We start from the raw sequence: 22,417 nt of genomic DNA, 5'->3' as shown, positions 1-22,417 counted from the left end.
TCTCGTCATGCTTAAGACAGCTCTCCTCAGCCTGCTCGGCCTCGTCGTGATCGCCGTTGCGGTGGTGCTGATCCTTGCCGCCCGCAAGCCCGACACCTTCCAGGTCACGCGCACGGCCACGATCAATGCGCCGCCGGAGCGGATCTATCCGCTCATCGCCGATTTCAAGGCCTGGGGCGCCTGGTCGCCCTGGGAGAAGAAGGATCCCGCCATGACGCGCAGCTATGGCGGGCCGGAAAGCGGGGTCGGCGCGACCTATGCCTGGGCCGGCGACAAGAATGTCGGCGAGGGAGGCATGCGCATCCTCGAGGCCAACCCGCCCGCCAGGATCGCGCTCAAGCTCGATTTTCTCAAGCCATTCGAGGCGCATAACGACGTCGTCTTCGCTCTCGCCCCGCAGGGCTCCGCGACGAATGTCACCTGGACCATGACCGGCCCGACGCCCTTCATCGGCAAGATCATGCATGTCTTCATGGATATGGACCGCATGGTCGGCGGCGATTTCGAATCCGGTCTGGCAGCGATGAAGGCGGCCGCCGAGCGGCCCGCCTGACGCCTGCCGCCGCAGGGCCTGAACGCCGCCGATACGCGATAATCAAAGGAGGAGACGACGATGAAACTCTCGACCTATCTGATGTTCGGCGGCAATTGCCGCGAGGCCTTCACCCACTACGAGAAGGTGCTCGGCGGCAAGATGCTCGCCATGATGGATCACAAGGGTACGCCGGCCGAGGAGCATGTTTCGCCGGAATGGCGCGACAAGATCCTGCACGCCTGCCTGGAGATCGACGGCCAGATGCTGATGGCCTCGGACGCGCCGCCGGATCGCAGCGACGGCCCGATGCGCTCGGTCTCTGTCAGCGTCGGGGTCAAGACGCCGGAGGAGGCGGAACGCATCTTCGCAGGGCTCTCCGAAGGTGGCGCCAAGGTCACCATGCCGATGGCCGAGACCTTCTGGTCGCCGCGCTTCGGCATGCTGACCGACCGGTTCGGCACGAGCTGGATGGTCGGGGCGGAGATGCCGGCGGATCAGGCGAATTGCGGTTGACGCTGCCGGTTTCCCGAGGAAACACGCCGTCATCCCGGGCTTGACCCGGGATCCATCGTAAGGCTCTGCGCTCTGTGATGGATCCCGGATCTGCGCGGCTTGGCCGCTTGTCCGGGATGACGGCGGGTTTCCGAGCCGCCTCTACAAGCGCCCGCCGTCGACCGAGAGCACCTGCCCGCTGATCCAGCCGGCCTGCTCGCTCAGGAAGAACAGCGTCGCGTTGGCGATGTCCTGCGGCGTGCCGAGCCGGCGGGTGTGGATGCTCTCGACCAGCCGCTTCTGGCCCTCCGGCCCATAGCTCTGCCATTGCCGCTCGGTCGCGGGATTGGAGCGGACGAAGCCGGGCGCCACCGAATTTACCGTGATGCCATGCGGGCCGAACTCCCAGGCGAGCTGCCTGGTCAGCCCGACCAGAGCGTGCTTGGCGCTGGCATAGGCCTGGATGCCGGTGAGGCTCGGACGCAGGCCCGCGCCCGACGAGATCGTGACGATGCGGCCATAGCCGGCCCGTCGCATCACCGGAGCCGCGGCTTGCGCCAGGAAGAAGGCGGCATCGACATTGGCGGCGAAGATGGCGCGCCAATCCTCTTCCGAGATGTCCTCGATCGGCCGGCCGACCTGCCCGCGCACGCCGCCGGCGGCATGGACCAGGAGATCGAGCCCGTCATCCGCGGAGGCGATGCTAAGGACCAGAGCCTGCGCCGCCTCGGGCGAGCCGAGATCGACGGCATGGGCGGTAGCGCCGAGGCTCTGGGCGGTCTCTTTGACGCCATCCGCATCGATGTCGGCGAGATGGACACGCGCGCCGACCTCTGCCAGCGCCGTGGCAATGGCGCGCCCGATGCCCTGAGCGGCACCGGTGACGAGGGCTACGCGGCCGTCGAAACGGATCTGCATCGGTCGATCAGCACCTTCAGCGTCTCGAAGGCCATCGGGCGGCGGCCTTCCTCGATGTCGTGGATGAGCGAGATCAGGGTCTCCAGCGCCGGCGTCGCGACGCCGGCCTCGCGTCCGAGCGTGGCGATGATGCCGATCTGCGGATCGACCTCGGTCCTGCGCTTGCGCACCGCAAGGTCGCGCCAGATGCCGGAATGGGTCTTGGCCGTCCGCGAGGTGTAGTCGGCGAGCCATGCGATCGTCGCGACCTGCGGCCCCTCGGGCGCGCCCGGCGCGAACACCATCGGGTCGAATTCGCCGAAGCCGAGCGAGGTGATTCCGCGCTTGCTCGCCACCGCGCCGACCTCGCGGCCGAGCGCGAGCCAGACCGGCAGGCGCTGCGGATCGGCGAAGTTCGCCGACATCGAATCATCGGTCAGGGCCGTGGCGAACAGCATCGCGCCATAGGCGAGCTTGCCCCAGAGATAGCCCCAGATGTTGTCGGTCAGGATCGAATCCGGCTCGAACAGGCTGAGCAGGCGATGCATCTCGGCCGCCCGTTCGCTGATCGAGCCGTCGATCTCGCCGACGACCACGGCACCGCGATTGCCATAGAGAATCTCGCCGTCGCCCAGCCAGTCGGCCCCGAAATTGACGAAGCAGCCGAGCGTGCGCCGCTCGCCGACCGCTCTGGCGATGGCGAGCTCGTTGAGCCCGTTCTGGGCGGAGAGCACGAAACCGTCCTCGGCCAGATGCGGCTTCAGCGCGGCGAGCGCCGCTTCCGTCGCGCCTGCCTTCACGGCGAGCACGATGCGGCGATAGCGGCCGTCCAGCTCCTGCGGCGTCACGGCCGGCACGACCTGCCGGAATTCGGCAACCGGTCCGGTGGTCGAGAGCCCCCGTGTCCGGCAGGCCTCGACATGGCCGGGTACGACATCGACGAGGAGCACAGGCACGCCGGCCCGCGCCCAATAGGCGCCGAGCGTCCCGCCGATCGCGCCGGCGCCCCAGATCAGGATCGGTTCGCTCATCCGCGCCGGCTCATCAGGCCTGCCCGACCATCTCGACATCGCCATGGGTGGCGACGTGCAAAAGCCCGTCCGGCGTCACCCAGCCGCGATACATGCCTTCGGTGTTGTAGGGCGCGACGATCGTGCCGTCGGCGCCGACAGCCACCAGCCCGGCGCCGATCTTGTGGTCGGAAAGCTCGCCCAGAACCTCCTGCGTCGCCTGATTCAGCGTGAGGCCCTTATAGGCGATCAGGGATGCGATCTCGTGACCGACGCAATAGCGGATGAAGTACTCACCTTTGCCGGTGCCGGAGACGGCGCAGCGCCCGTCACGGGCGTAGGTGCCGGCGCCGATGATCGGCGAATCGCCGACGCGGCCGGTGGGCTTGTTGGTGTAGCCGCCGGTCGAGGTCGCGGCGGCGAGATGGCCCTGCGCGTCGCAGGCGACGGCGCCGACCGTGCCGTGCTTCTCGGCCTCGCTGGCTTCGGAAGCCGTGCCGACGATTTCGCGGATCTTCATCGAGGCGAGGTTCTTACGTCGCCGCTCGGTCGAGAAATATTCGTTGGGGACGGTGTCGACGCCCTCATGCTCGGCGAAGACGTCGGCGGCCGGACCGGCCAGCAGCAGCGGATCGCCGCGCAGCATCAACGCCTTGGCCGCGACGATCGGATTGCGGATGTGCTTGGCGGCGCAGATCGCGCCGGCAGCGAGCGTCGCCCCATCCATGATCGAGGCGTCAAGTTCATGCTCGCCATCGGCGTTGAAGGCGGCGCCGTGGCCGGCATTGAAATGCGGCGAATCCTCCATGACGCGCACGGCGGCCTCGACGGCGTCCACCGCCGGCCCACCCTTGGCGAGGATGGTCCAGCCGGCGCGCAACGCGCCGGCGAGGTCGGAGCGGGCCTGCGCCCATTCGGCTTCGGTCATCTCGGCCTTCGGCAAGGTGCCGCAGCCGCCGTGGATGGCGAGAGCAAGTGTCATGAAAGAGGTTCCGTCGAAGTGATCTGGTCCGTCCCGGCCTGCACGGGGCCGGCCGGGAGGCGGAGGCGAAGGGTCACTTCTTAACAGGCTTGATGTCCATCGCCAGCGTGTCCTCGTCGACGCGCGGCGCGATGGTGACCTTGTCCTTCTGCATCGCCCAGGCCGAGCCGACGGCCGTGATCGGCAGGCGCGGCCGGTCCTTGGCGACGATCGCGGCGACATCCGAGAGCATCTTGTTGCGCTTGGCCTCGTCCATCTCGATGGCCGCGTCCTCGATCAGCTTGTCGACCTGCGGGTTGGCGTAGTTCTGGACGTTGAAGGCGCCGAGCTTCTTGGCCGGGTCGTTCGAATGCACCAGCGAGGACAGCGTGTAGTTGGCCTCGCCCGTCAGCGTGCCCCAGCCGGACATCGCCATCGAGAAATCCCCGCGCAGGCGGGCCGGGAAGAAGACGGCGCCGGGCTGGGCGTTGGCGTTCACCTCGATGCCGATGCGCGCCAGCATCTGGGCGAGCGAGGTGCCGACCTGCCGGTCGCCGGGCAGGCGGTCATTGGTGAAGGAGAAGGTGACCTTGAAGCCGTTGGGGTAGCCGGCCTCCTCCATCAGCTTCTTCGCTTTGGCGAGGTCGGGCTTCAGCGCCGGCAGCTCCTTGTTGAAGCCGGCGATGGTCGGCGTCACCAGCTGGTTGGCCGGGGCGCCCAGCCCTTCCATGGCGATCTCGGCGAGCGCCGGCCGGTCGATGGCGAGGTCGATCGCCTCGCGCACCCGGACGTCCTGCATCGGGTTCTTCGGCAGGGGCGAGCCGTCCTTGGCGCTGACCTGCGGGGACTTGTCCCGCATGTCGAGCTCCATGTTGAAGAGATAGACGCTTTCGATGGTGGTGACGGTGAGCTTCGGGTCGCGCTTGAGCGTCGGCACGTCGGAAGCCGGCGCGCGCACGATGATGTCGACCTGGCCCGCCTTGAGCTGCGCGACGCGGGCGGCGTCGTTCGGCAGTTCCTTGCGCACGACCTTGGCCCAGGGCTCCTTCGGGCCCCAATAGCCGTCGAAGCGCTCGAGCACGAGCTGGTCCTTCGGCGTCCAGGACACGAATTTATAGGGGCCGGTGCCGATCGCGGCCTTGCCGGAGTTGAACGCCTCGTTGGCATTGTCCTTGGTCAGGCCGGCGGCCGCCTTGTGCGAGACGATGAAGAGGCGGATGAAGTCGTTCGGCAGGTTCGGCGCGGGCCCGTCGGTGACGACCTGCACCGTCAGCGGATCGACGATCTTCACATCCTTGACGCGGCGGACATAGATCGTCGTCGGGTTCGGGCCGGCGACGACCGGAATGCGCTCGATCGAGAACTTCACGTCCTCCGCCGTGAAGTCCGAGCCGTCATGGAATTTCACGCCGGGGCGCAGCTTGAACTCCCAGACATTGGGCTCGATCGCCTTCCAGCTCGTGGCGAGCCGCGGTTCGAGTTGCAGCTTGTCGCCCGACCAGATCAGCGTGTCGAAGACCTGCTTCAGCGCTTCGGCATGGGTGCCGGTCGCGGTGAAGTGCGGGTCGATCGATTCCGGGCCGGCGCGGACGCCGATCGTCAGCGTCTGGGCCAGCGCGCCGGTCGAGACGGTGGCGCCGAGCAGGGCGGCGAAGGCGGCGAGACGAAAGCTGCGTGCCAGATTCATCATGGATCCCCTGTTGTTGGCGTTGATGTCGTCTAGAGTTCTTGCGGCCAGTCGGGCGAGGCGATGACGAGCTTGTCCATCAGCGTGCGGAGCTGGCGCTGCTCTTCGGAGCTGAGGCAGGCGAGCATGGCCTGCTGCTGCTCCACCATCAGCGGCATGGTCTCGTCGAAGATCTTGCGGCCGGCCGGGGTCAGATGCAGCACGTAGCTGCGCAGATCGGCCGGGTCGCTTTCGCGCTTCAGGAGGCGTCGCTGCAGCAGCTTCTGGATCGCGCGCGAGAGCGTGTTCTTCGGCAGGCCGGCCGAGGCGACGATGTTCTTCGCCGCCACGCCCTCCTTGAGGCCGACCGCATAGAGCGCGACGAAATCCGGCCGGACCAGGCCGTAGCGCGTCTCGATCCAGCGATAGACCGGGTCGTTGAAGCGGAAGGCGACGAAGTTCAGCCTGAAGGACAGCCAGCAGGGGTTTTCCCAGAGCTTGGTCACGATCAAGGGATCGAGCGCGCCCAGCGCCGCTTCGCGTGCGGGATCGACAGGCGAAAGGGGGCTCGGAGAGCGGCTCATGACGGCTGTCTCTTCGGTCAAATTAGTTCCAGATGGAACTTGACCATATCTTGGGACGGAGTCAAGGGTAGTGTCGGGATCGCGCCATCGCAATCCATTTAGTCTATCGCATTAGTAGTTTGTCCGTCGCTCCAATGACCCAAGCAAGGAACGCACCGTGCTGGTTGCCGAGATGAACTGGATGCAGATCGAGGCGCAGGCGCGCCGCGACGATCGCTGCGTCCTGCCCCTCGGCAGCGTCGAGCAGCACGCCTATCTCAGCCTCGCGACCGATGTGATCCTGTCCGAGCGCGTGGCACAGGAGGCGGCCGAGCCGCTCGGCATTCCCGTCTTTCCCGTGCTCGCCTATGGGCTGACGCCGGGCTTCCTGAATTTCCCCGGCAGTATTTCGCTGCGCATGAGCACCTATGCGGCTCTGCTCGGTGACATCTTCGACGGCTTCTACCGCTCGGGCTTCCGCCGGATCGTGCTGGTCAACGGCCATGGCGGCAATTCGCCGGCTCTCAACTTCGCGACCGAATGGCTGGACAAGCACCCGGATGCCAGCATCCGCCTGCATAATTGGTGGGCGGCGCCGCAATTCCAGGCGGCGGTCAAGGCGGTCGATCCGGCCGCCTCGCACGCCTCCTGGATGGAGAACTTCCCCTGGACGCGGCTTGCGGGCGTGGCCATGCCCGATACGCTGAAGCCGCCCTTCAACGCCGCCGAATATCAGGCCGCCAGCCCGGCGAAGCGGCGCGAGATCCTCGGAGACGGCAATTTCCACGGCCTTTACCAGCGGCCGGATGAGGAAATGCTGGAGCTCTGGCAGGTCGGCGTCGAGGAGACCCGTGCAGCGATGGTGGAGAACTGGCCGTGACGTCGCGCCGAAGGCTTCACGCATGCTAGGCCACATCGCCTCCCGCCTGGCTCAGGCCCTCGTCGTCATGCTCGTCATGTCGGTGCTGGTCTTCGTCGGCGTCTACGCGATCGGCAATCCCATCGATGTCCTGATCGGCCCCGATGTCAGCCAGGAGCTCCGGCTCCAGACCATCGCGCATTACGGGCTCGACCGGCCGCTTTGGGAGCAGTACCTCACCTTCCTCGGCCGCGTGCTGCACGGCGATTTCGGCCGCTCCTTCGTCTTCGGCATGCCGGTGATGGATCTCATCCTGTCGCGCCTGCCGGCGACGCTGGAACTGACGCTGGCTGCGGTCTGCGGCGCGGCGCTGATCGGCATCCCCGCCGGCATCTATGCGGGCTACAGACCAGACAGCTTCGCCTCCCGGCTAATCATGACGGTCTCGATCCTCGGCTTCTCGGTGCCGACCTTCTGGATCGGCCTCGTGCTGATCATGGCCTTCGCCGTCGAACTGCAATGGCTGCCGGCCGGCGGGCGCGGCGATACCGTTTCCGTCTTCGGCGTCGAGTGGAGCTTCCTCACCTTGAACGGCTTGAGCCACCTCCTGCTGCCGGCGCTGAACCTCGCCCTCTTCAAGCTCGCCCTGATGACGCGCCTCGCCCGGGCCGGAACGCGCGAGACCATGCTCTCCGACACCGTGAAATTCGCCCGAGCAGCCGGCTTGTCCGAGTGGACCGTGCTGCGCCGCCATGTGCTGCGGCTGATCGCGATCCCGCTGGTCACCGTCTTCGGCCTCGAATTCGGCTCGACTCTGGCTTTCGCCGTTGTCACCGAGACGATCTTCTCCTGGCCGGGCATCGGCAAGCTGATCATCGATTCGATCCAGTCGCTCGACCGGCCGGTGATGGTCGCCTATCTCATGCTCGTCGCCTTCGTCTTCATCACCATCAACTTCCTCGTCGACCTCGCCTATGTCGGGCTCGATCCGCGACTCAGGAAGGGGGGCGCGCGATGACCGACGCTTCTCCAGCAGCCCGCTTCTGGGCCGAGTTCCGCGAGAGCAAGGTCGCGGTCGTGGCGCTCGCCGTGGTCGTGCTGATGATCGGCATCGCCTTGCTGGCACCGCTCGTCGCGCCGCAGGACCCTTACGACCTCGCCAATCTCTCGCTTTCCGATGCGCGCCGTCCGCCGGGTTTCGTCGGCGAGGGCGGCTATACCCATTGGCTCGGCACGGATGCGCAGGGGCGCGATCTCCTCTCGGCCATCCTCTACGGCCTGCGGATCTCGCTGGAGATGGGCCTGGTGGCGGGCGCGCTCGCCTTCACGCTCGGCGTCGCGCTCGGCATCGGCGCGGCCTATATCGGCGGGCGCTGGGAAGCCTTCATCATGCGCGTCATCGACCTGCAGCTCGCCTTCCCGGCGATCCTGCTGGCGCTCGTGCTTTCGGCGCTGCTGGGCCAGGGCAAGCTCCAGCTCATCGCGGCGCTGGCCTGCGCGCAATACGCCTATTTCGCCCGCACCGCCCATGGCGCGGCCTCGGCCGAGCGCGGCAAGGACTATGTCGAGGCCGTGCTCTCGACGCCGTTGCCCGGCTGGCGCGTCGTCCTGCGCCATATCTTTCCGAACTGCCTGCCGCCCTTGATCGTCGTCGCGACCGTGCAAGTGGCCAATGCCATCGCGCTGGAGGCGACGCTCTCCTTCCTCGGCGTCGGCCTGCCGGTGACGGAGCCCTCGCTTGGCATGCTGATCTCGAACGGCTTCCAGTACATGCTGTCCGGCCGCTACTGGATCTCGATCTATCCCGGCATCGCGCTCATCGTGCTGATCGTCGCCATCAACCTCGTCGGCGACCGCATCCGCGACCAGGTCAATCCGAGGCTGAAGCGATGAGCGACGCGCCTCTCCTTCAGGTCACCGACCTCGCCACCCATTTCCACACCCGCAACGGCGTGGTGAAGGCGGTCGACGGCGTCTCCTTTGCGCTGAAGCGCGGCGAGGTGATGGGGCTCGTCGGCGAGTCCGGCTCGGGCAAGAGCATCACCGGCTTCTCGATCATCGGGCTGATCGACGCGCCCGGCCGCGTTGAAACCGGCTCGTCGGTGAAGCTGGAGGAGCGCGAACTCGTCGGCTTGCCTTCGGCGGAACTGCGAAAAATCCGCGGCAAGCAGATCTCGATGGTCTTCCAGGACCCGATGATGACGCTGAACCCGATGCTGACCATCGGCACGCAGATCCGGCTCGCCCTGGAAGCGCATGAAACGGTCTCCGGTGCCCAGGCCCGCCGCCGCTCCGTCGCGGCGCTGGCGCAGGTCCGCATTCCCGATCCCGAGGCCAAGGTCGATTTCTACCCGCACCAGTTCTCGGGCGGCATGCGCCAGCGCGTCGCCATCGCCATCGCGCTGCTGCACCGGCCGAAACTGATCATCTGCGACGAGCCGACGACCGCGCTCGATGTCTCCGTCCAGGCCGAGATTCTCGTCGAGATGAAGGAGCTCGTCGCCGAGCTCGGCACGGCGCTGATCTGGATCAGCCACGACCTCGCCGTCGTCGCCTCGCTCGCCGACCATGTCTGCGTCATGCGCTACGGCAAGATCGTCGAGGCCGGGCCGACGCTCGATGTCCTGACCCATCCGCAGCATCCTTATACGCGGGGCTTGCTCGATGCGCTGCCCTCCCGCTCCGAGCCCGGAACACTGCTGGCTGGCGGCGCCGGCGCGGAGGCTGCTCCGCCACCACGTGTCGCGAAGGAGACCGCACCGCAAACCGGCGACGCCGTGCATTACGTCCGCATCGAGCATGTCGCCAAGCGCTTTGCCCAGACGCCCGGCCTGTTCCGGAAGCTCGCGCAGAAGGCCGGCCTGTCGAAGGCACCGGCCGCTGTGCAGGCCGTCGACGACGTCACGCTGGTGCTCAAGCGCGGCGAGGCGCTCGGTCTCGTCGGTGAATCCGGCTCGGGCAAATCGACGCTCGGACGCGTCGCGGCCGGCATCTATGCGCCGGACAGTGGTTTCGTGCGCATCGACGATGCGCCGGTGATGAGCGCGGGCGACCATCCGCACAAGGTCACGACCCGCGTCCAGACGATCTTCCAGGACCCCTTTGCCTCGCTTAACCCCCGCATGAGGGTGGGTGACAGCATCGCCGAAGGTCCGCTGGCGCACGGGCTCATCAAAAGCGGCGAGGCGAAGACTTACGTCCGGCAATGGCTGGCGGCGGTCGGGCTCGATCCGGATTTCGCGGACCGCTACCCACACCAGTTCTCCGGCGGCCAGCGCCAGCGCGTCGCCATTGCCCGCGCGCTCGCCATGCAGCCCGATGTCGTGGTCTGCGACGAGCCGGTCGCCTCGCTCGACGTCTCCATTCAGGCGCAGATCATCAACCTGCTGATCCGCCTGCGGCAGGAGCTCGATCTCACGCTGATCTTCATCTCGCATGACCTCTCGGTCGTCCGCCATCTCTGCGACCGCGTCGCGATCATGTATCGCGGCAAGATCGTCGAGAGCGGCCCGGCCGGCCAGGTCTACGATCATCCGCAGCACGACTACACCAAGCGCCTGCTCGCCGCCGTGCCGGTGCTACCGGGCGCTGTGACGACCTGAGGAGAGCGACCATGACAAGCCAGTCCGATGAACTCCTGCCCTGGCAATGGCCGGAAGAGGTCTGGCGCGGCAAGGTCGAGCAGGTTCGCGCCGGCCGCAATCTCAAGCCGGCCAGATGGAAGAACGGCGCCCGTTGCGCCGTGGCCCTCTCCTTCGATGTCGATCACGAGACCAACGAACTGCGCGACGGCGGCAAGTCGGTCGGGCGCCTCTCCTGGGGCCAGTACGGAAACCGCGTCGGCGTGCCCCGCATCCTCGACCTGCTGAAGCGGCAGGATATCCCCGCAAGCTTCTTCGTGCCCGCCGTCACGGCCCTGCTCTATCCGGAAGAGCAGCGCCGCATCATCGGTGCCGGCCACGAGATCGGCCTTCATGGCTGGATCCACGAGGTCAATACGGCGGTGCCACCTGAGAACGAGCGCGAATTGCACCTGCGCTCGGCCGATACGCTGGAGAAGGTCACCGGTGTCCGCCCGGTCGGCATGCGCACGCCGTCCTGGGATTTCTCCGACGTGACGCTCGCGATCGAGCGCGAGCTCGGCCTGCTCTACGATTCCTCGCTCTTTGCCGATGACGATCCCTATGAGATCGTCGAGAAGGGCGAGCCCACCGGCATCGTCGAACTGCCGGTCGAGTGGATTCGCGACGACGCGCCCTATCTCAGCATGAACCGCTTCCAGGCGCTCCGGCCCTATACGCCGCCGGAAGCGGTCTTCGACATCTTCCGGCGCGAATTCGAGGGCGCCTATGCCGAGGGCGGGCTCTTCCTGCTGACCATGCACCCGCATGTCATCACCTACCGCTCGCGCTTCTGGATCCTCGAGGAGCTGGTTCGCCTCGCCAAGGCCAAGGGCGATTGCTGGTTCGCGACCCATGCCGAGATCGCGGCCTATGTGAAGGACGAGGCCGGCATCTGACCCGCTCGGGCGGTGGAACCGCTGCCCGATTCCCGCCGTTTTCGCTTCATCGCCGGTTCAGGCCGCAAGGGCCCTGATACCGCGCAGGTTGAACGAATGACGGGAATCGCGATGCGCACGAAACGCTTGCTGCTGGTCGGAACGGTCCTGCCGGCCCTTATCCTCTCCCAGGCGGGGCAGGCCTTCGCGCCGTTGGGCGTCCAGCTCGCCCAGGCGCCGGGAGGCGACGACGATCGTGGCCGCGGCCAGCGTGAGCGCCAGCCCGGTCCCGGAGGAGGCCAGCCCGGTCAGCCGGGGCATCCAGGAGCCGGCGGCCAGCCGGGGCGTGCCGGAGCCGGCGGTCAACCCGGCCAGCCCGGCCGCCCGGGACAGCCGGGACAACCTCCTGGCGAGCGCGCGCCCGCAGCGCCCCGCCCGCCCATGCCTTCCGCGCCGGCACCGGCCGAGCGGACCGCCCCGCCGCCTCCGCCGCAGAGCCAGCCACGGCCTGCGCCGCCGGCCCTGCAGCCCCGGCCCGAGCGCCCGGCGCCGCCGAGCGCCGCGCCGGCTCCTCAGGAACGCCTCGCGCCGCCTGCCGCGCCTGCGCCGTCGCGGCCTGCGCCCGTGCCGCCGCCGGCAGCACAGCCCGGCGTGCCCCCGGTGCAGCGTCCGGCCGTTCCGCCTGCGCCGCAGCCCGGCGCTCAGCCGACCCAGCGACCCGTGCCTCCCGCGGCACCGACGGCTCCGGCCCAGCCCAACGCGGCTTCGCCCGGTGCGCCCCAGCCCGGCCTCAGGCCAGATCAGCGCCCGGCTGCGCCCGGTGCGATTGCGCCTGCGCCGCAACCCGGCGCGCAGCCGTCACAGCGCCCCCTGCCGCCGCCGGGAGCACCCGTGCAGCGGCCCGTGCCTCCGCCCGCGCCGACGGCTCCGGCCCAGCCCAACGCGGCGACGCCGGGCGCGCCCCAGCCCGGCCTCAGGCCGGATCAGCGTCCGGCTGCCCCCGGCGCGATTGCGCCTGCGCCGCAACCCGGCGCGCAGCCGACGCAGCGTCCCCTGCCGCCTCTGGGAGCGCCGACACAGCCGAACGCCGCTACGCCCGGCGCAACCCAGCCCGGCGCCCGGCCCGATCAGCGGCCCGTGCCGCCGAATCCGCCCGCCGTTCCCGGCCAGCCCTCGACCCCGGCTCAACCGGGTGCGGTTCCTCCTGCTGCGGCCCCGGTTCAGGGCCAGCCGAACCCGGCCGTGCCGCCCGGAGCTGCGCCCGGTGCCGCCGTGCCCGGCCGTCCCGGTGTCGCCCCGCCTGCGCCCGGCGCCGTGCAGGGTCAGCCGCCGGCAGGTCTTCCCGGCCAACTTCCCGGTCAGCCGCCCCAGCGTGAGGGGCGTCGCGGCGGCATTTCGCCCGGCGTCGCCGGGGCGATCGGCCTGGGCGCCGGCGTCATCGGTGGCATCATGGCGACCCAGGGCGCCGAGCGCTTCGACGACATCCGCAGGGAACGGCAGGAGCAGCGCGAAGGTGACCTCACCATCATCCGTGAACCCGGCCGCACCATCATCCGCGACGATGACGGCCGCGCCATCATCCGCCGCGACGAGGACCAGCGCTTCCGGGATCTCGGCTGGCAGGGCCGCGCCGAGCGCCGCGACGGCGAGACGCGCACCGTCTTCGAGCGGCCCGACGGAACGCGCATCGTCACCGTCACCGACGAGGAGGGCCGGCTGATCCGCCGCAGCCGCATCGGCCGCGACGATCGCGAGGTGATCATCATCGACAACACGCTGCGGGACCGTCCGGGGCGCTTTGCGGACGATGTCGTGGTGCTGCCCCCGCCGCCGCTGCCGATCCCGCGCGAGCGCTATATCGTCAATGCGGACCAGGCCGATGAGAGCCTGATCTACGAAACGATCATGGCCCCGCCGATCGCCGCGATCCCGCGTCGCTACACGCTGGACGAGGTCCGCTACTCGCCCGACCTGCGTGCCCGCATGCGCAGCGTCGATATCGACACGATCAACTTCGAGACGGGCTCCTGGCAGGTCACGGCCGACCAGGCGCAGCGCCTCGCGGTGATCGCGGATTCGGTGCGGCGTGTGCTGCAGGGCTCGCCGAACGAGGTCTTCCTCGTCGAGGGCCATACCGATGCCGTGGGTTCCGACATCGACAACCTCTCGCTCTCCGACCGCCGGGCCCAGTCCGTCGCCGAGATCCTGACGCGCGACTTCCAGATCCCGCCCGAGAACCTGACGACCCAGGGCTATGGCGAGCAGTATCTGAAGGTGCAGACGCAAGCTGCCTCGCGCGAGAACCGGCGCGTCACGCTTAGGCGCATCACGCCGCTGCTGACGGGCCAGAGTCGCTGACCGGCGCGGCGTCGAAACGCCGCTATCGCACAGAGCGGGGCTGCACTTTGTGCAGCCCCGCTCTTCGTCGGAAGCAAGGAACCGCCGCTTCGTTTCGCCAGTTCTATGTTCCGGAGGAGTAGTCCGAAGGGAGATGAAGCCATGAAGAAGCTCTCCTTGATGCTGGCATGCCTGCTTCTGGCCGGATCGCTTCTGGCGCCGGCCGCGCAGGCCCAGAGCACCTCGTCGCCCGGCCCTGCGGTCAAGCAGCGGGCGCCCGGCGTGCCGATCGCCCCGCAACCGGGGGAGGTTTCCCGCTTGCGGTCCGAGGAGCGAGGGCTGTTCCATCAATACGGGCGCGTGGCGCAGGACGGACGCGCGGCGCAGGAGGCCAATCGCGATCTGCCGATGCCGCGCGGCGTGCCTTCGATCATCGCGCCCTGAGAGGCGTTCAGGATTGTTCAACGCTTGCGGCCTAAGCATCGCCGCATGAGTGACGTTGCCGCCATCGCCCAAAGCCTCGTCTCGATGCAGTCAGCCTCGACGCAGCAGGCCCTCGGCACCGAGATGCTGCGGCAGAATGCCGAGGCCGAGCGCGGCGTCGTCGCCATGCTCGAGCAGGGCGCTGAGCAGGCGAAGGCCGTCCTCCCCGCAGGCCAGGGCCTGCAGGTCGATCGCACGGCCTGACGTTTTTTGCATGCCGGCCCCTGCGTGCCGGCTTTCCTTTGCCGGTTGCGTCTCCCCGGTCGAAGCCCTACCCTTGGAATCGTTCCGAGGGGTGCTCGCAAGGGCTGAGATGGCTGATGAGGCCGAACCCGTCGAACCTGATCCGGGTCATACCGGCGGAGGGACTGGAACGCGGGTCGGGCCGTACCTTATCCGCAGACAGCGACTGGACCGCTTCCAAACCCGGATCTCCTGAACCTTGGACCAAGGAGGAGATCCCGCATGAACGCCCATACCAAGCCGCAGAAGAACAGCGTCAAGACCGCGCCGCAAAGCGTGACCACGGGGCCAATCATCGGCTCGCGCAAGATCTATGTGCCGACACCCGAGGATGGCTCGATCCGGGTGCCGTTCCGTGAGGTGCAGCTCACCACGGACGCCGAACCGCCGGTGCGGATCTACGACCCGTCCGGCCCCTTTACCGAGACCGACGCGAAGATCGACCTCGATGCGGGCCTGCCCCAGCCGCGTCGTGCCTGGCTCGACGCCCGCGGCTTCGAGCGGGTCGCCGGGCGCGCGGTCACCGCCGCCGATAACGGCCATATCAGCGAAGCGCAGCTGGTTCCGGCCTGCCCGGCTGAGCGCCCGATCCTCGAGGCGAAGCCCGGCCAGATGGCGACGCAGTACGAATTCGCCAAGGCCGGCATCATCACGCCCGAGATGATCTATGTCGCCCATCGCGAGAATCTCGGCCGCGCCGCGATGCTCGAAGGCGCGCGCGAGCGTCATGCCGATGGCGAGAGCTTCGGCGCCAGCGTGCCGGAATTCGTCACGCCCGAATTCGTCCGCGAGGAGATCGCCCGCGGCCGCGCCATCATCCCGGCCAACATCAACCACCCCGAGCTCGAGCCGATGGCGATCGGCCGCAATTTCCTGGTCAAGATCAACGCCAATATCGGCAACTCGGCCGTCACCTCCGGCGCGGCCGAGGAGGTCGAGAAGCTGGTCTGGGCGATCCGCTGGGGCGCCGATACGGTGATGGACCTCTCCACCGGCCGCAACATCCACAACATCCGCTCCTGGATCCTGCGCAATTCACCGGTGCCGATCGGCACGGTGCCGATCTATCAGGCGCTGGAGAAGGTCGGCGGCGATCCGATCAAGCTCGACTGGGAGGTGTTCAAGGACACCCTCATCGAGCAGGCCGAGCAGGGCGTCGACTACTTCACCATCCATGCCGGCGTCAGACTTCCCTATGTTCCGCTCACGGCATCGCGAGTTACCGGCATCGTCTCGCGCGGCGGCTCGATCATGGCGCGCTGGTGCCTGGCGCATCACAAGGAGAGCTTCCTCTACGAGCGCTTCGACGAGATTTGCGACATCATGCGCAAATACGACGTCTCCTTCTCGCTGGGCGATGGCCTGCGTCCGGGCTCGATCGCCGACGCCAATGACCGCGCCCAGTTCGCCGAGCTGGAGACGCTGGGCGAGCTGACCCAGGTCGCCTGGAAGAAGGGCTGCCAGGTGATGATCGAGGGCCCCGGCCATGTGCCGATGCACAAGATCAAGGAGAACATGGACAAGCAGCTGCGCGAATGCGGCGAGGCGCCCTTCTATACGCTCGGACCGCTGACCACCGACATCGCGCCGGGCTACGACCACATCACCTCGGGCATCGGGGCTGCGATGATCGGTTGGTATGGCTGCGCCATGCTCTGCTACGTCACGCCGAAGGAGCATCTGGGCCTGCCGAACCGCGACGACGTCAAGACCGGCGTCATCACCTATCGCATCGCGGCCCATGCCGCCGACCTCGCCAAGGGCCATCCGGCCGCGAAGATCCGGGACGACGCGGTCTCCCGCGCCCGTTTCGACTTCCGCTGGGAGGACCAGTTCAACCTGGCGCTCGACCCCGACACGGCGCGCGAGTTCCACGACGAGACCTTGCCGAAGGACGCCCACAAGGTCGCGCATTTCTGCTCGATGTGCGGGCCGAAATTCTGCTCGATGAAGATCACGCAGGATCTGCGCGCCGAGGTTCTGGCGATGGGCGAGAACGAGCGCAAGGCGCTCGAAGCGCTCGCGGATGAAGGCATGGCGGCCAAGTCGAAGGAGTTCCTCGACAAGGGCGGCAGCATCTACCTCCCCGCGGCGGAGTGAACAGAGCCTCCGGAGGTCGCGACGCGGCTCGCGTTGCGGCCTTCGGGCGGCCGGAATAACCCGCCGGCTGTCGCGGACCGGGAAATCGCTACTGCGTGGGCGTAAGCGGGAGCGGCGCGGGTTTCGGCGCTGCCGGGCGCGGTTTCGGCTTGGCCGCCTGCTTCGGCTCGGTGCCGAGCCCGAGCCTCGCCCGCAGCTCGGCCGCGCGCCCCTCCGTGACCCGCGCGGCGCAGAAGCCGTATTGGCCCTCGCGCTGGAAATCGCGGCAGATCATCTCGCGCTCGCCCGAGAAGCCGGCCTGCTCGCGGGCAAGCGTCCGCTGGTCGACCGCGTTCGCCTTCGCCGTCAGCGTCCGGTAGCCGTCGCGCAGTGCGCGCTCGGCCGCGCCGCGCGCACGTTCGATCGCCTTGGCCTGGCTCGCGACGACACCCTGATCCGGCCCCCAGAGCCCGCGCGGATCGATCCGGCATTGCGCGGCTTCGACGATGCAGGGCGCGGCTGGCTCCGTCACCAGCAGGGCGCCGTCGAGCACGTCGAAGACGATCGGGCAAATCGGCGCCTCCAGCCTGTAGCGTGGCAGGCCCGCCGGCTTGCCGAGGGGGGTGACGGGAAGGGGCGCATCGCCGAAAGAAACGGCGCAGGGCTCGACCAGATTGGCGGCCTGATAGCCGTCGAGATTGAGCTTCAGCCCGTAGCCGCTGCCGAGCTTCTCGAAGACGGCGGTACCATGGTGGCCGTTCAGATGCAGGGTCTTGCCGAGGATCGCCTCCTCGCCCGCGATCTTGAGGGCCGGCAGGCTCTGCTGGCGCGGCGCCGCAGGCGCGCCCGCCGCCGGCGGGGCGGCCTGGTGGGTTCCCGGAGCGTTGAAGGGCTGGGCGCCCGGCAGTTGCAGTGGCTGCGCCCATGCGGCGGTGCCGGCGGCTGCCTGAAGCAGCGCTGCGAGGCCGAGGACGATGCGCTTGCGTGCTTTCATCGGGTTCATGTCAAGCCAAACGGCCTTTTGAATGAGCCGTGCTTTTGGCGTGCGCAAGGACGCAAAGGCCACACTCGGCCGGGAAAGCGCCGCAAAGATAACGTTAGGGCAAGTCCCGCCGCATACTCGGGAATGTGTAATCCCCGATTCTTAATCGGCTCGCCTGTCTTGCAAGGGCGGGAACACCCTCACTATATACGCGCCCAAGGGGCGGTTTCACCACCGTCAAACGTGGAATGCCGGGTCGTTCGCCGCTGAAGCGGGTGCGAGCCGGTCCATGGGCCGGCAGGCGGCGTGAACGCGTCGCAGGTCGGCGATCTGCTCAGTCGAAAGGGATCCCATCCATGGGTAAAGTCATCGGTATCGACCTTGGCACGACCAATAGCTGCGTCGCAGTGATGGAAGGCTCTACACCGAAGGTCATCGAGAATTCGGAAGGCGCGCGCACCACGCCCTCCATCGTCGCCATCACGGATGACGGCGAACGCCTTGTCGGCCAGCCCGCGAAGCGGCAGGCCGTCACCAATCCGGAGCGCACCTTCTTTGCGATCAAGCGCCTCATCGGTCGGACCTACGACGATCCGATGACGCAGAAGGATCTCAAGCTGGTCCCCTACAAGATCGTCAAGGCCCCGAACGGCGACGCCTGGGTCTCGGCCGACGGCAAGGAATATTCGCCGTCGCAGATCTCGGCCTTCACGCTGACCAAGATGAAGGAAACGGCGGAGGCCTATCTCGGCCAGCCCGTCACCCAGGCCGTCATCACGGTTCCCGCCTATTTCAACGACGCCCAGCGCCAGGCGACCAAGGATGCCGGCAAGATCGCCGGCCTTGAGGTCCTGCGCATCATCAACGAGCCGACTGCGGCCGCGCTGGCCTATGGTCTCGAGAAGAAGTCGTCCGGCACCATCGCGGTCTATGACCTCGGCGGCGGCACCTTCGACGTCTCGATCCTCGAGATCGGCGACGGCGTCTTCGAGGTGAAGTCGACCAACGGCGACACCTTCCTCGGCGGCGAGGATTTCGACATGCGCCTCGTCGAGTATCTCGCGGACGAGTTCAAGCGCGAGCAGGGCATCGACCTGAAGAAGGACAAGCTCGCCCTCCAGCGCCTGAAGGAAGCGGCCGAGAAGGCCAAGATCGAGCTGTCGAGCGCCGCGCAGACCGAAATCAACCTGCCCTACATCACGGCGGATGCCTCCGGTCCCAAGCACCTCGCCATCAAGCTTTCGCGCGCCAAGTTCGAGAGCCTGGTCGACGACCTGATCCAGCGCACCATCGAGCCCTGCAAGAAGGCGCTCAAGGATGCCGGCCTCTCGGCGGGCCAGATCGACGAGGTCGTCCTCGTCGGCGGCATGACCCGCATGCCGAAGGTGCAGGAGGTCGTGAAGCAGTTCTTCGGCAAGGAGCCGCACAAGGGTGTGAACCCTGACGAGGTCGTCGCCATCGGCGCCGCGATCCAGGCCGGCGTGCTCCAGGGTGACGTCAAGGACGTGCTGCTGCTCGACGTGACCCCGCTCTCGCTCGGCATCGAGACGCTGGGTGGAGTCTTTACGCGTCTTATTGACCGCAACACCACGATCCCGACCAAGAAGAGCCAGGTCTTCTCCACCGCCGAGGACAACCAGAACGCGGTGACGATCCGGGTCTTCCAGGGCGAGCGCGAGATGGCGGCCGACAACAAGCTGCTTGGCCAGTTCGACCTGATGGGCATTCCGCCGGCCCCGCGCGGCATGCCGCAGATCGAGGTGACCTTTGACATCGACGCCAACGGCATCGTGTCCGTGACGGCGAAGGACAAGGCCACCAACAAGGAGCAGCAGATCAAGATCCAGGCTTCGGGCGGTCTCTCCGAGGCCGATATCCAGAAGATGGTGAAGGATGCCGAGGCCAATGCCGCCGAGGACAAGAAGCGCCGCGAGCTGGTCGAGGCCAAGAACCAGGGCGAGAGCCTGGTGCATTCGACCGAGAAGTCGCTGAAGGACTTCGGCGACAAGGTTTCGGAAGCCGACAAGTCGGCGATCGAGACGGCGGTCGAGGCGCTCAAGACCGCGCTCACGGGCGAGGACGCCGAGGCGATCAAGGCCCGCACCAACGAGGTGATGCAGGCTTCGATGAAGCTCGGCGAGGCGATGTATGCGGCCAGCCAGGCCGAAGGCGCTGCCGCCGAGGGCGAGCATCACGAGGAAGCCAAGAAGGACGACGTCATCGACGCCGACTTCAAGGATGTCTCGGACGACAAGAAGAAGAGCGCGTAACCGCGCGCTCGGGATGACGACGTCATGGCCGGGCTTGACCCGGCCACCACGTTCGGGAATGGCGTTGAGGCCAACTGACGACGCTTGACGCGCGGATGGCCGGGCTTTCGAGTCCGGCCGTCTTGCGTCGGGACCACAGGGACAGAACGTTTCGATGTCGAAGCGCGATTACTACGAGATCCTCGGCGTCAGCCGGACCGTGACGGATGTCGAGCTCAAGGGCTCCTTCCGCAAGCTCGCGATGCAGCATCATCCGGACAAGAATCCCGGCGACCACGAAGCCGAGGTCAAGTTCAAGGAAATCAACGAGGCCTATCAGGTCCTCTCCGACGGCCAGAAGCGCGCCGCCTATGACCGCTTCGGCCATCAGGCTTTCGAGAATGGCGGCGGAGCCGCCGGCGGGGCCGATTTTTCCGACTTCATGTCGGATATCTTCGATTCCTTCTTCGGCGACGCCCGTCGCGGTGGGCCGCGGGGAGCCAATGCCCGCGAGCGTGGCGCCGATCTGCGTTACAACCTCGAGATCGGGCTGGAGGACGCCTTTACCGGCAAGAACGCCTCGATCCGCGTGCCGACCTCGGTTTCCTGCGAGGCCTGCACCGGCAGCGGCGCCAAGCCCGGCTCGAAATCGCGCCAGTGCCCGACCTGCGGCGGCCATGGCCGCGTGCGCGCCAATCAGGGCTTCTTCTCGGTCGAGCGGACATGCCCGACCTGCAATGGCCGTGGCGAGGTCATCGACGACCCTTGCAAGAATTGCCAGGGCTCGGGCCGGGTCACCCGCGAGCGCACGCTTTCGGTCAACATCCCCGCCGGCGTCGAAGACGGTACGCGCATCCGCTTGGCCGGCGAGGGCGAGGCCGGCCTGCGCGGCGGCCCGGCGGGCGATCTCTACATCTTCCTGTCGATCAAGCCGCACGCGATCTTCCAGCGCGACGGTGCTGATCTGTTCTGCCGCGTGCCGATCGGCCTGGTCTCGGCCGCGCTCGGCGGCGAGATCGAGGTGCCGACGCTGTCGGGCGAACAGGCCCGGGTGAAGGTCCCGGAGGGCACGCAGACCGGCAAGCAGTTCCGCCTCAAGGGCAAGGGCATGAGCGTGCTGCGCTCGCGCGAGGTCGGCGACCTCTATATCCAGGTCGTGATCGAGACCCCACAGAAGCTGACGGCGCGCCAGCGCGAACTGCTCGAGGAGTTCGAGCGCGAGAGCTCGCACAACAACCATCCGGAGACCGCGGGCTTCTTCGGCCGGGTCAAGGATTTCCTCGGCGGGCTCGGCGGCACGGCCTGAGCCACGCCGAAGCGAGGCATGAAAAAAGGGCCGCCCTCGGGGCGGCCCTTTCCGTTTCTGCGGGCTTGCGCCTCAAGCCTTGTCGACGACCTTCTTGATCGCGTCCTTGCCCTTGCCGATCGCCTGCTGGGCCTCGCCCTTGAGCTCCTGCGCCTTGCCCTCGGCTTCCCATTCCGGCTTGTTCACCGCCTTGCCGGCGGCCTGCTTGATGTTGCCGGCGGCCTCATTGGCCAGGCCCTTGATCTTGTCGGTCGTGCTGCCCATGGCGTGGGATCCTTTCGATGTCGATGCCGCTCGCGCGGCCTTCGCATAGGCAACCGGGCTTGCCGCGAAAGGTTCCGGCCCGGTTCTCAAGCGCGTCCCGCGCCCGTCGCCGCCAGCACGCGCAAGGCCTCGGCTGTCGCCGGGTCGGCCGGGAAGAAGGTTTCCAGGGCGAGCTCCGACAGGGTCACGTCGACCGGCGTGCCGAACACCGTCGTCGTCGAGATCAGCGACAGCGTGGCGTCGCCGAGCCTGAGCTTGAGCGGCACGGCGATGGCGGGCTCGGTGCCCGCATCGTGCTGGGGCGGCGCAGAGCCTTTCGGATCGGGATAGGCCGAGAGCTCGGTGAGCAAGGCGCCGAGTTGCGTATCCGCCGTAGCCCGGACCTGCTGGCGCAGCCTTGCGAGCAGATGCCCCTTCCATTCCGCGAAGTTGACGATGAAGGCCGCGAGCCCGCCCGGATGCAGCGAAAGCCTGAGGACATTGACCGGGGGCTCCAGCAATTCCGCCTCCGCGACAAGGCCGAGGAAGCCGGCCACGGCGCCGTTGGCCGCCAGCAGGTTCCAGTGCCGGTCGACCGCGAGCGCCGGATAGGGCTCGTGGCCTTTCAGAATGAGGTCGATCGCCGTGCGGGCGGCCTGCAAGGAAGGATCCTCCAGCGACCGCTCGCGGTAGACCGGGGCATAGCCGGCCGCCAGCAGCAGGGCGTTGCGCTCGCGCAGCGGGACAGTGAGGTGTTCAGCCAGCAGCAGCACCATCTCGCGGCTTGGCCGGGCGCGGCCGCTTTCGATGAAGCTCAGATGCTTCTGGGAGATCTCGGCTTCCAGCGCGAGATCGAGCTGGCTGAAGCGGCGAAGCTGGCGCCAGTCGCGCAGCAGCGAGCCGATGGGCGGAGCGTGATGTGTCGTCATGCCGACAAGCTAGCCGGGCGGCCGGCCGGTTCCAATTACCTCCCGCTTAATCGACGGGCTGCCGTGAAGGCGCCAGCATTTCCTC

General features: G+C 67.7%; 22 protein-coding genes and 1 riboswitch. Of the genes, 13 read left to right on the top strand and 9 right to left on the bottom strand.

The genetic code is table 11. The features are described from left to right. Nucleotides 1–7 precede the first annotated feature (7 nt). Both AB6806_RS17110 and AB6806_RS17105 read left to right on the top strand, forming a co-directional pair. Nucleotides 8–553: an SRPBCC family protein gene (locus AB6806_RS17110; protein WP_038364983.1), complete on the top strand. Its 546-nt coding sequence runs from the start codon at nt 8–10 to the stop codon at nt 551–553. A 60-nt stretch (nt 554–613) separates the two neighbouring features. Further along, on the top strand, nt 614–1,048 hold the full coding sequence (locus AB6806_RS17105; RefSeq protein ID WP_142022445.1) for a VOC family protein: 435 nt from the start codon (nt 614–616) through the stop codon (nt 1,046–1,048). A gap of 141 nt (nt 1,049–1,189) precedes the next feature. Here AB6806_RS17105 and AB6806_RS17100 read toward each other — a convergent pair whose 3' ends face one another. From AB6806_RS17100 to AB6806_RS17080, 5 genes are all read right to left on the bottom strand, one after another. Next, the gene (locus AB6806_RS17100) at nt 1,190–1,945 is read right to left on the bottom strand and encodes an SDR family NAD(P)-dependent oxidoreductase (protein ID WP_370954996.1); all 756 of its coding nucleotides are present in this window, start codon (nt 1,943–1,945) and stop codon (nt 1,190–1,192) included. Then, nucleotides 1,918–2,955, bottom strand: coding sequence for a ketopantoate reductase family protein (locus AB6806_RS17095; protein ID WP_142022443.1), 1,038 nt, complete (start codon nt 2,953–2,955; stop codon nt 1,918–1,920). Before AB6806_RS17095 ends, AB6806_RS17100 begins: the two co-directional genes overlap by 28 nt. A 13-nt stretch (nt 2,956–2,968) precedes the next feature. Beyond that, complete coding sequence (locus AB6806_RS17090; RefSeq protein ID WP_142022442.1) at nt 2,969–3,916, bottom strand: isoaspartyl peptidase/L-asparaginase family protein; 948 nt, start codon at nt 3,914–3,916, stop codon at nt 2,969–2,971. Nucleotides 3,917–3,989: 73 nt separating this feature from the next. Next, entirely contained in the window at nt 3,990–5,585 is a 1,596-nt protein-coding gene (locus tag AB6806_RS17085; RefSeq protein WP_370954995.1) for an ABC transporter substrate-binding protein, read from the bottom strand. Nucleotides 5,586–5,614: 29 nt separating this feature from the next. Then, nucleotides 5,615–6,145 carry a MarR family winged helix-turn-helix transcriptional regulator gene (locus AB6806_RS17080; protein WP_051988240.1) on the bottom strand — a complete coding sequence of 177 codons (531 nt, stop codon included), beginning with the start codon at nt 6,143–6,145 and terminating at the stop codon, nt 5,615–5,617. A gap of 157 nt (nt 6,146–6,302) precedes the next feature. Here AB6806_RS17080 and AB6806_RS17075 point away from each other — a divergent pair, with 157 nt between their 5' ends. The 5 genes from AB6806_RS17075 to AB6806_RS17055 are packed head-to-tail and all read left to right on the top strand — an operon-like array spanning nt 6,303 to nt 11,502. Beyond that, complete coding sequence (locus AB6806_RS17075) at nt 6,303–7,004, top strand: creatininase family protein (protein WP_142022441.1); 702 nt, start codon at nt 6,303–6,305, stop codon at nt 7,002–7,004. Between the two features lie 22 nt (nt 7,005–7,026). Next, nucleotides 7,027–8,001 (top strand): ABC transporter permease, encoded by a 975-nt coding sequence (locus tag AB6806_RS17070; RefSeq protein ID WP_038364969.1) that lies wholly within the window; start codon nt 7,027–7,029, stop codon nt 7,999–8,001. Further along, nucleotides 7,998–8,876, top strand: coding sequence for an ABC transporter permease (locus AB6806_RS17065; protein ID WP_038364968.1), 879 nt, complete (start codon nt 7,998–8,000; stop codon nt 8,874–8,876). Before AB6806_RS17070 ends, AB6806_RS17065 begins: the two co-directional genes overlap by 4 nt. After that, the gene (locus AB6806_RS17060; RefSeq protein WP_142022440.1) at nt 8,873–10,585 is read left to right on the top strand and encodes a dipeptide ABC transporter ATP-binding protein; all 1,713 of its coding nucleotides are present in this window, start codon (nt 8,873–8,875) and stop codon (nt 10,583–10,585) included. The genes AB6806_RS17065 and AB6806_RS17060 overlap by 4 nt, the downstream gene beginning before the upstream one ends. A gap of 11 nt (nt 10,586–10,596) precedes the next feature. Continuing rightward, on the top strand, nt 10,597–11,502 hold the full coding sequence (locus AB6806_RS17055) for a polysaccharide deacetylase family protein (protein ID WP_142022439.1): 906 nt from the start codon (nt 10,597–10,599) through the stop codon (nt 11,500–11,502). A 57-nt stretch (nt 11,503–11,559) separates the two neighbouring features. On the opposite strand, the gene AB6806_RS17050 is transcribed toward AB6806_RS17055, so the two are convergent. Beyond that, nucleotides 11,560–11,883: a hypothetical protein gene (locus AB6806_RS17050; RefSeq protein ID WP_248312476.1), complete on the bottom strand. Its 324-nt coding sequence runs from the start codon at nt 11,881–11,883 to the stop codon at nt 11,560–11,562. A gap of 501 nt (nt 11,884–12,384) precedes the next feature. Between AB6806_RS17050 and AB6806_RS17045 the strand changes: the two genes are divergently transcribed. From AB6806_RS17045 to thiC, 4 genes are all read left to right on the top strand, one after another. After that, a complete protein-coding gene (locus AB6806_RS17045; protein WP_370954994.1) occupies nt 12,385–13,839 on the top strand; it encodes an OmpA family protein in 1,455 nt (484 codons plus the stop codon). A 141-nt stretch (nt 13,840–13,980) separates the two neighbouring features. After that, nucleotides 13,981–14,262: a hypothetical protein gene (locus AB6806_RS17040; protein WP_370954993.1), complete on the top strand. Its 282-nt coding sequence runs from the start codon at nt 13,981–13,983 to the stop codon at nt 14,260–14,262. A gap of 45 nt (nt 14,263–14,307) precedes the next feature. Beyond that, nucleotides 14,308–14,505, top strand: a complete 198-nt coding sequence (locus tag AB6806_RS17035; protein WP_038364961.1) for a hypothetical protein — start codon at nt 14,308–14,310, stop codon at nt 14,503–14,505. A 77-nt stretch (nt 14,506–14,582) separates the two neighbouring features. Continuing rightward, nucleotides 14,583–14,687, top strand: a riboswitch (TPP riboswitch). Between the two features lie 79 nt (nt 14,688–14,766). Continuing rightward, nucleotides 14,767–16,644 carry a phosphomethylpyrimidine synthase ThiC gene (gene thiC, locus AB6806_RS17030; protein ID WP_142022436.1) on the top strand — a complete coding sequence of 626 codons (1,878 nt, stop codon included), beginning with the start codon at nt 14,767–14,769 and terminating at the stop codon, nt 16,642–16,644. Between the two features lie 88 nt (nt 16,645–16,732). Here thiC and AB6806_RS17025 read toward each other — a convergent pair whose 3' ends face one another. Then, the gene (locus AB6806_RS17025; RefSeq protein WP_142022435.1) at nt 16,733–17,617 is read right to left on the bottom strand and encodes a hypothetical protein; all 885 of its coding nucleotides are present in this window, start codon (nt 17,615–17,617) and stop codon (nt 16,733–16,735) included. A gap of 344 nt (nt 17,618–17,961) precedes the next feature. Between AB6806_RS17025 and dnaK the strand changes: the two genes are divergently transcribed. Next, nucleotides 17,962–19,875: a molecular chaperone DnaK gene (gene dnaK / locus AB6806_RS17020; RefSeq protein ID WP_038364955.1), complete on the top strand. Its 1,914-nt coding sequence runs from the start codon at nt 17,962–17,964 to the stop codon at nt 19,873–19,875. Between the two features lie 154 nt (nt 19,876–20,029). Continuing rightward, nucleotides 20,030–21,160 carry a molecular chaperone DnaJ gene (gene dnaJ, locus AB6806_RS17015; protein WP_142022434.1) on the top strand — a complete coding sequence of 377 codons (1,131 nt, stop codon included), beginning with the start codon at nt 20,030–20,032 and terminating at the stop codon, nt 21,158–21,160. Nucleotides 21,161–21,232: 72 nt separating this feature from the next. Here dnaJ and AB6806_RS17010 read toward each other — a convergent pair whose 3' ends face one another. Both AB6806_RS17010 and AB6806_RS17005 read right to left on the bottom strand, forming a co-directional pair. Continuing rightward, on the bottom strand, nt 21,233–21,424 hold the full coding sequence (locus AB6806_RS17010; RefSeq protein ID WP_038364949.1) for a CsbD family protein: 192 nt from the start codon (nt 21,422–21,424) through the stop codon (nt 21,233–21,235). Between the two features lie 86 nt (nt 21,425–21,510). Beyond that, nucleotides 21,511–22,332, bottom strand: a complete 822-nt coding sequence (locus tag AB6806_RS17005) for a helix-turn-helix domain-containing protein (RefSeq protein ID WP_133560323.1) — start codon at nt 22,330–22,332, stop codon at nt 21,511–21,513. Nucleotides 22,333–22,417 lie beyond the last annotated feature (85 nt).

Origin of the sequence: Allobosea sp. RCC_152_1, from assembly GCF_041360765.1 — a bacterium.
GTDB lineage: Bacteria > Pseudomonadota > Alphaproteobacteria > Rhizobiales > Beijerinckiaceae > Allobosea > Allobosea spartocytisi.
Note: the sequence above shows the minus strand (reverse complement) of the source record. Positions and strands in the feature narration are given on the sequence as shown.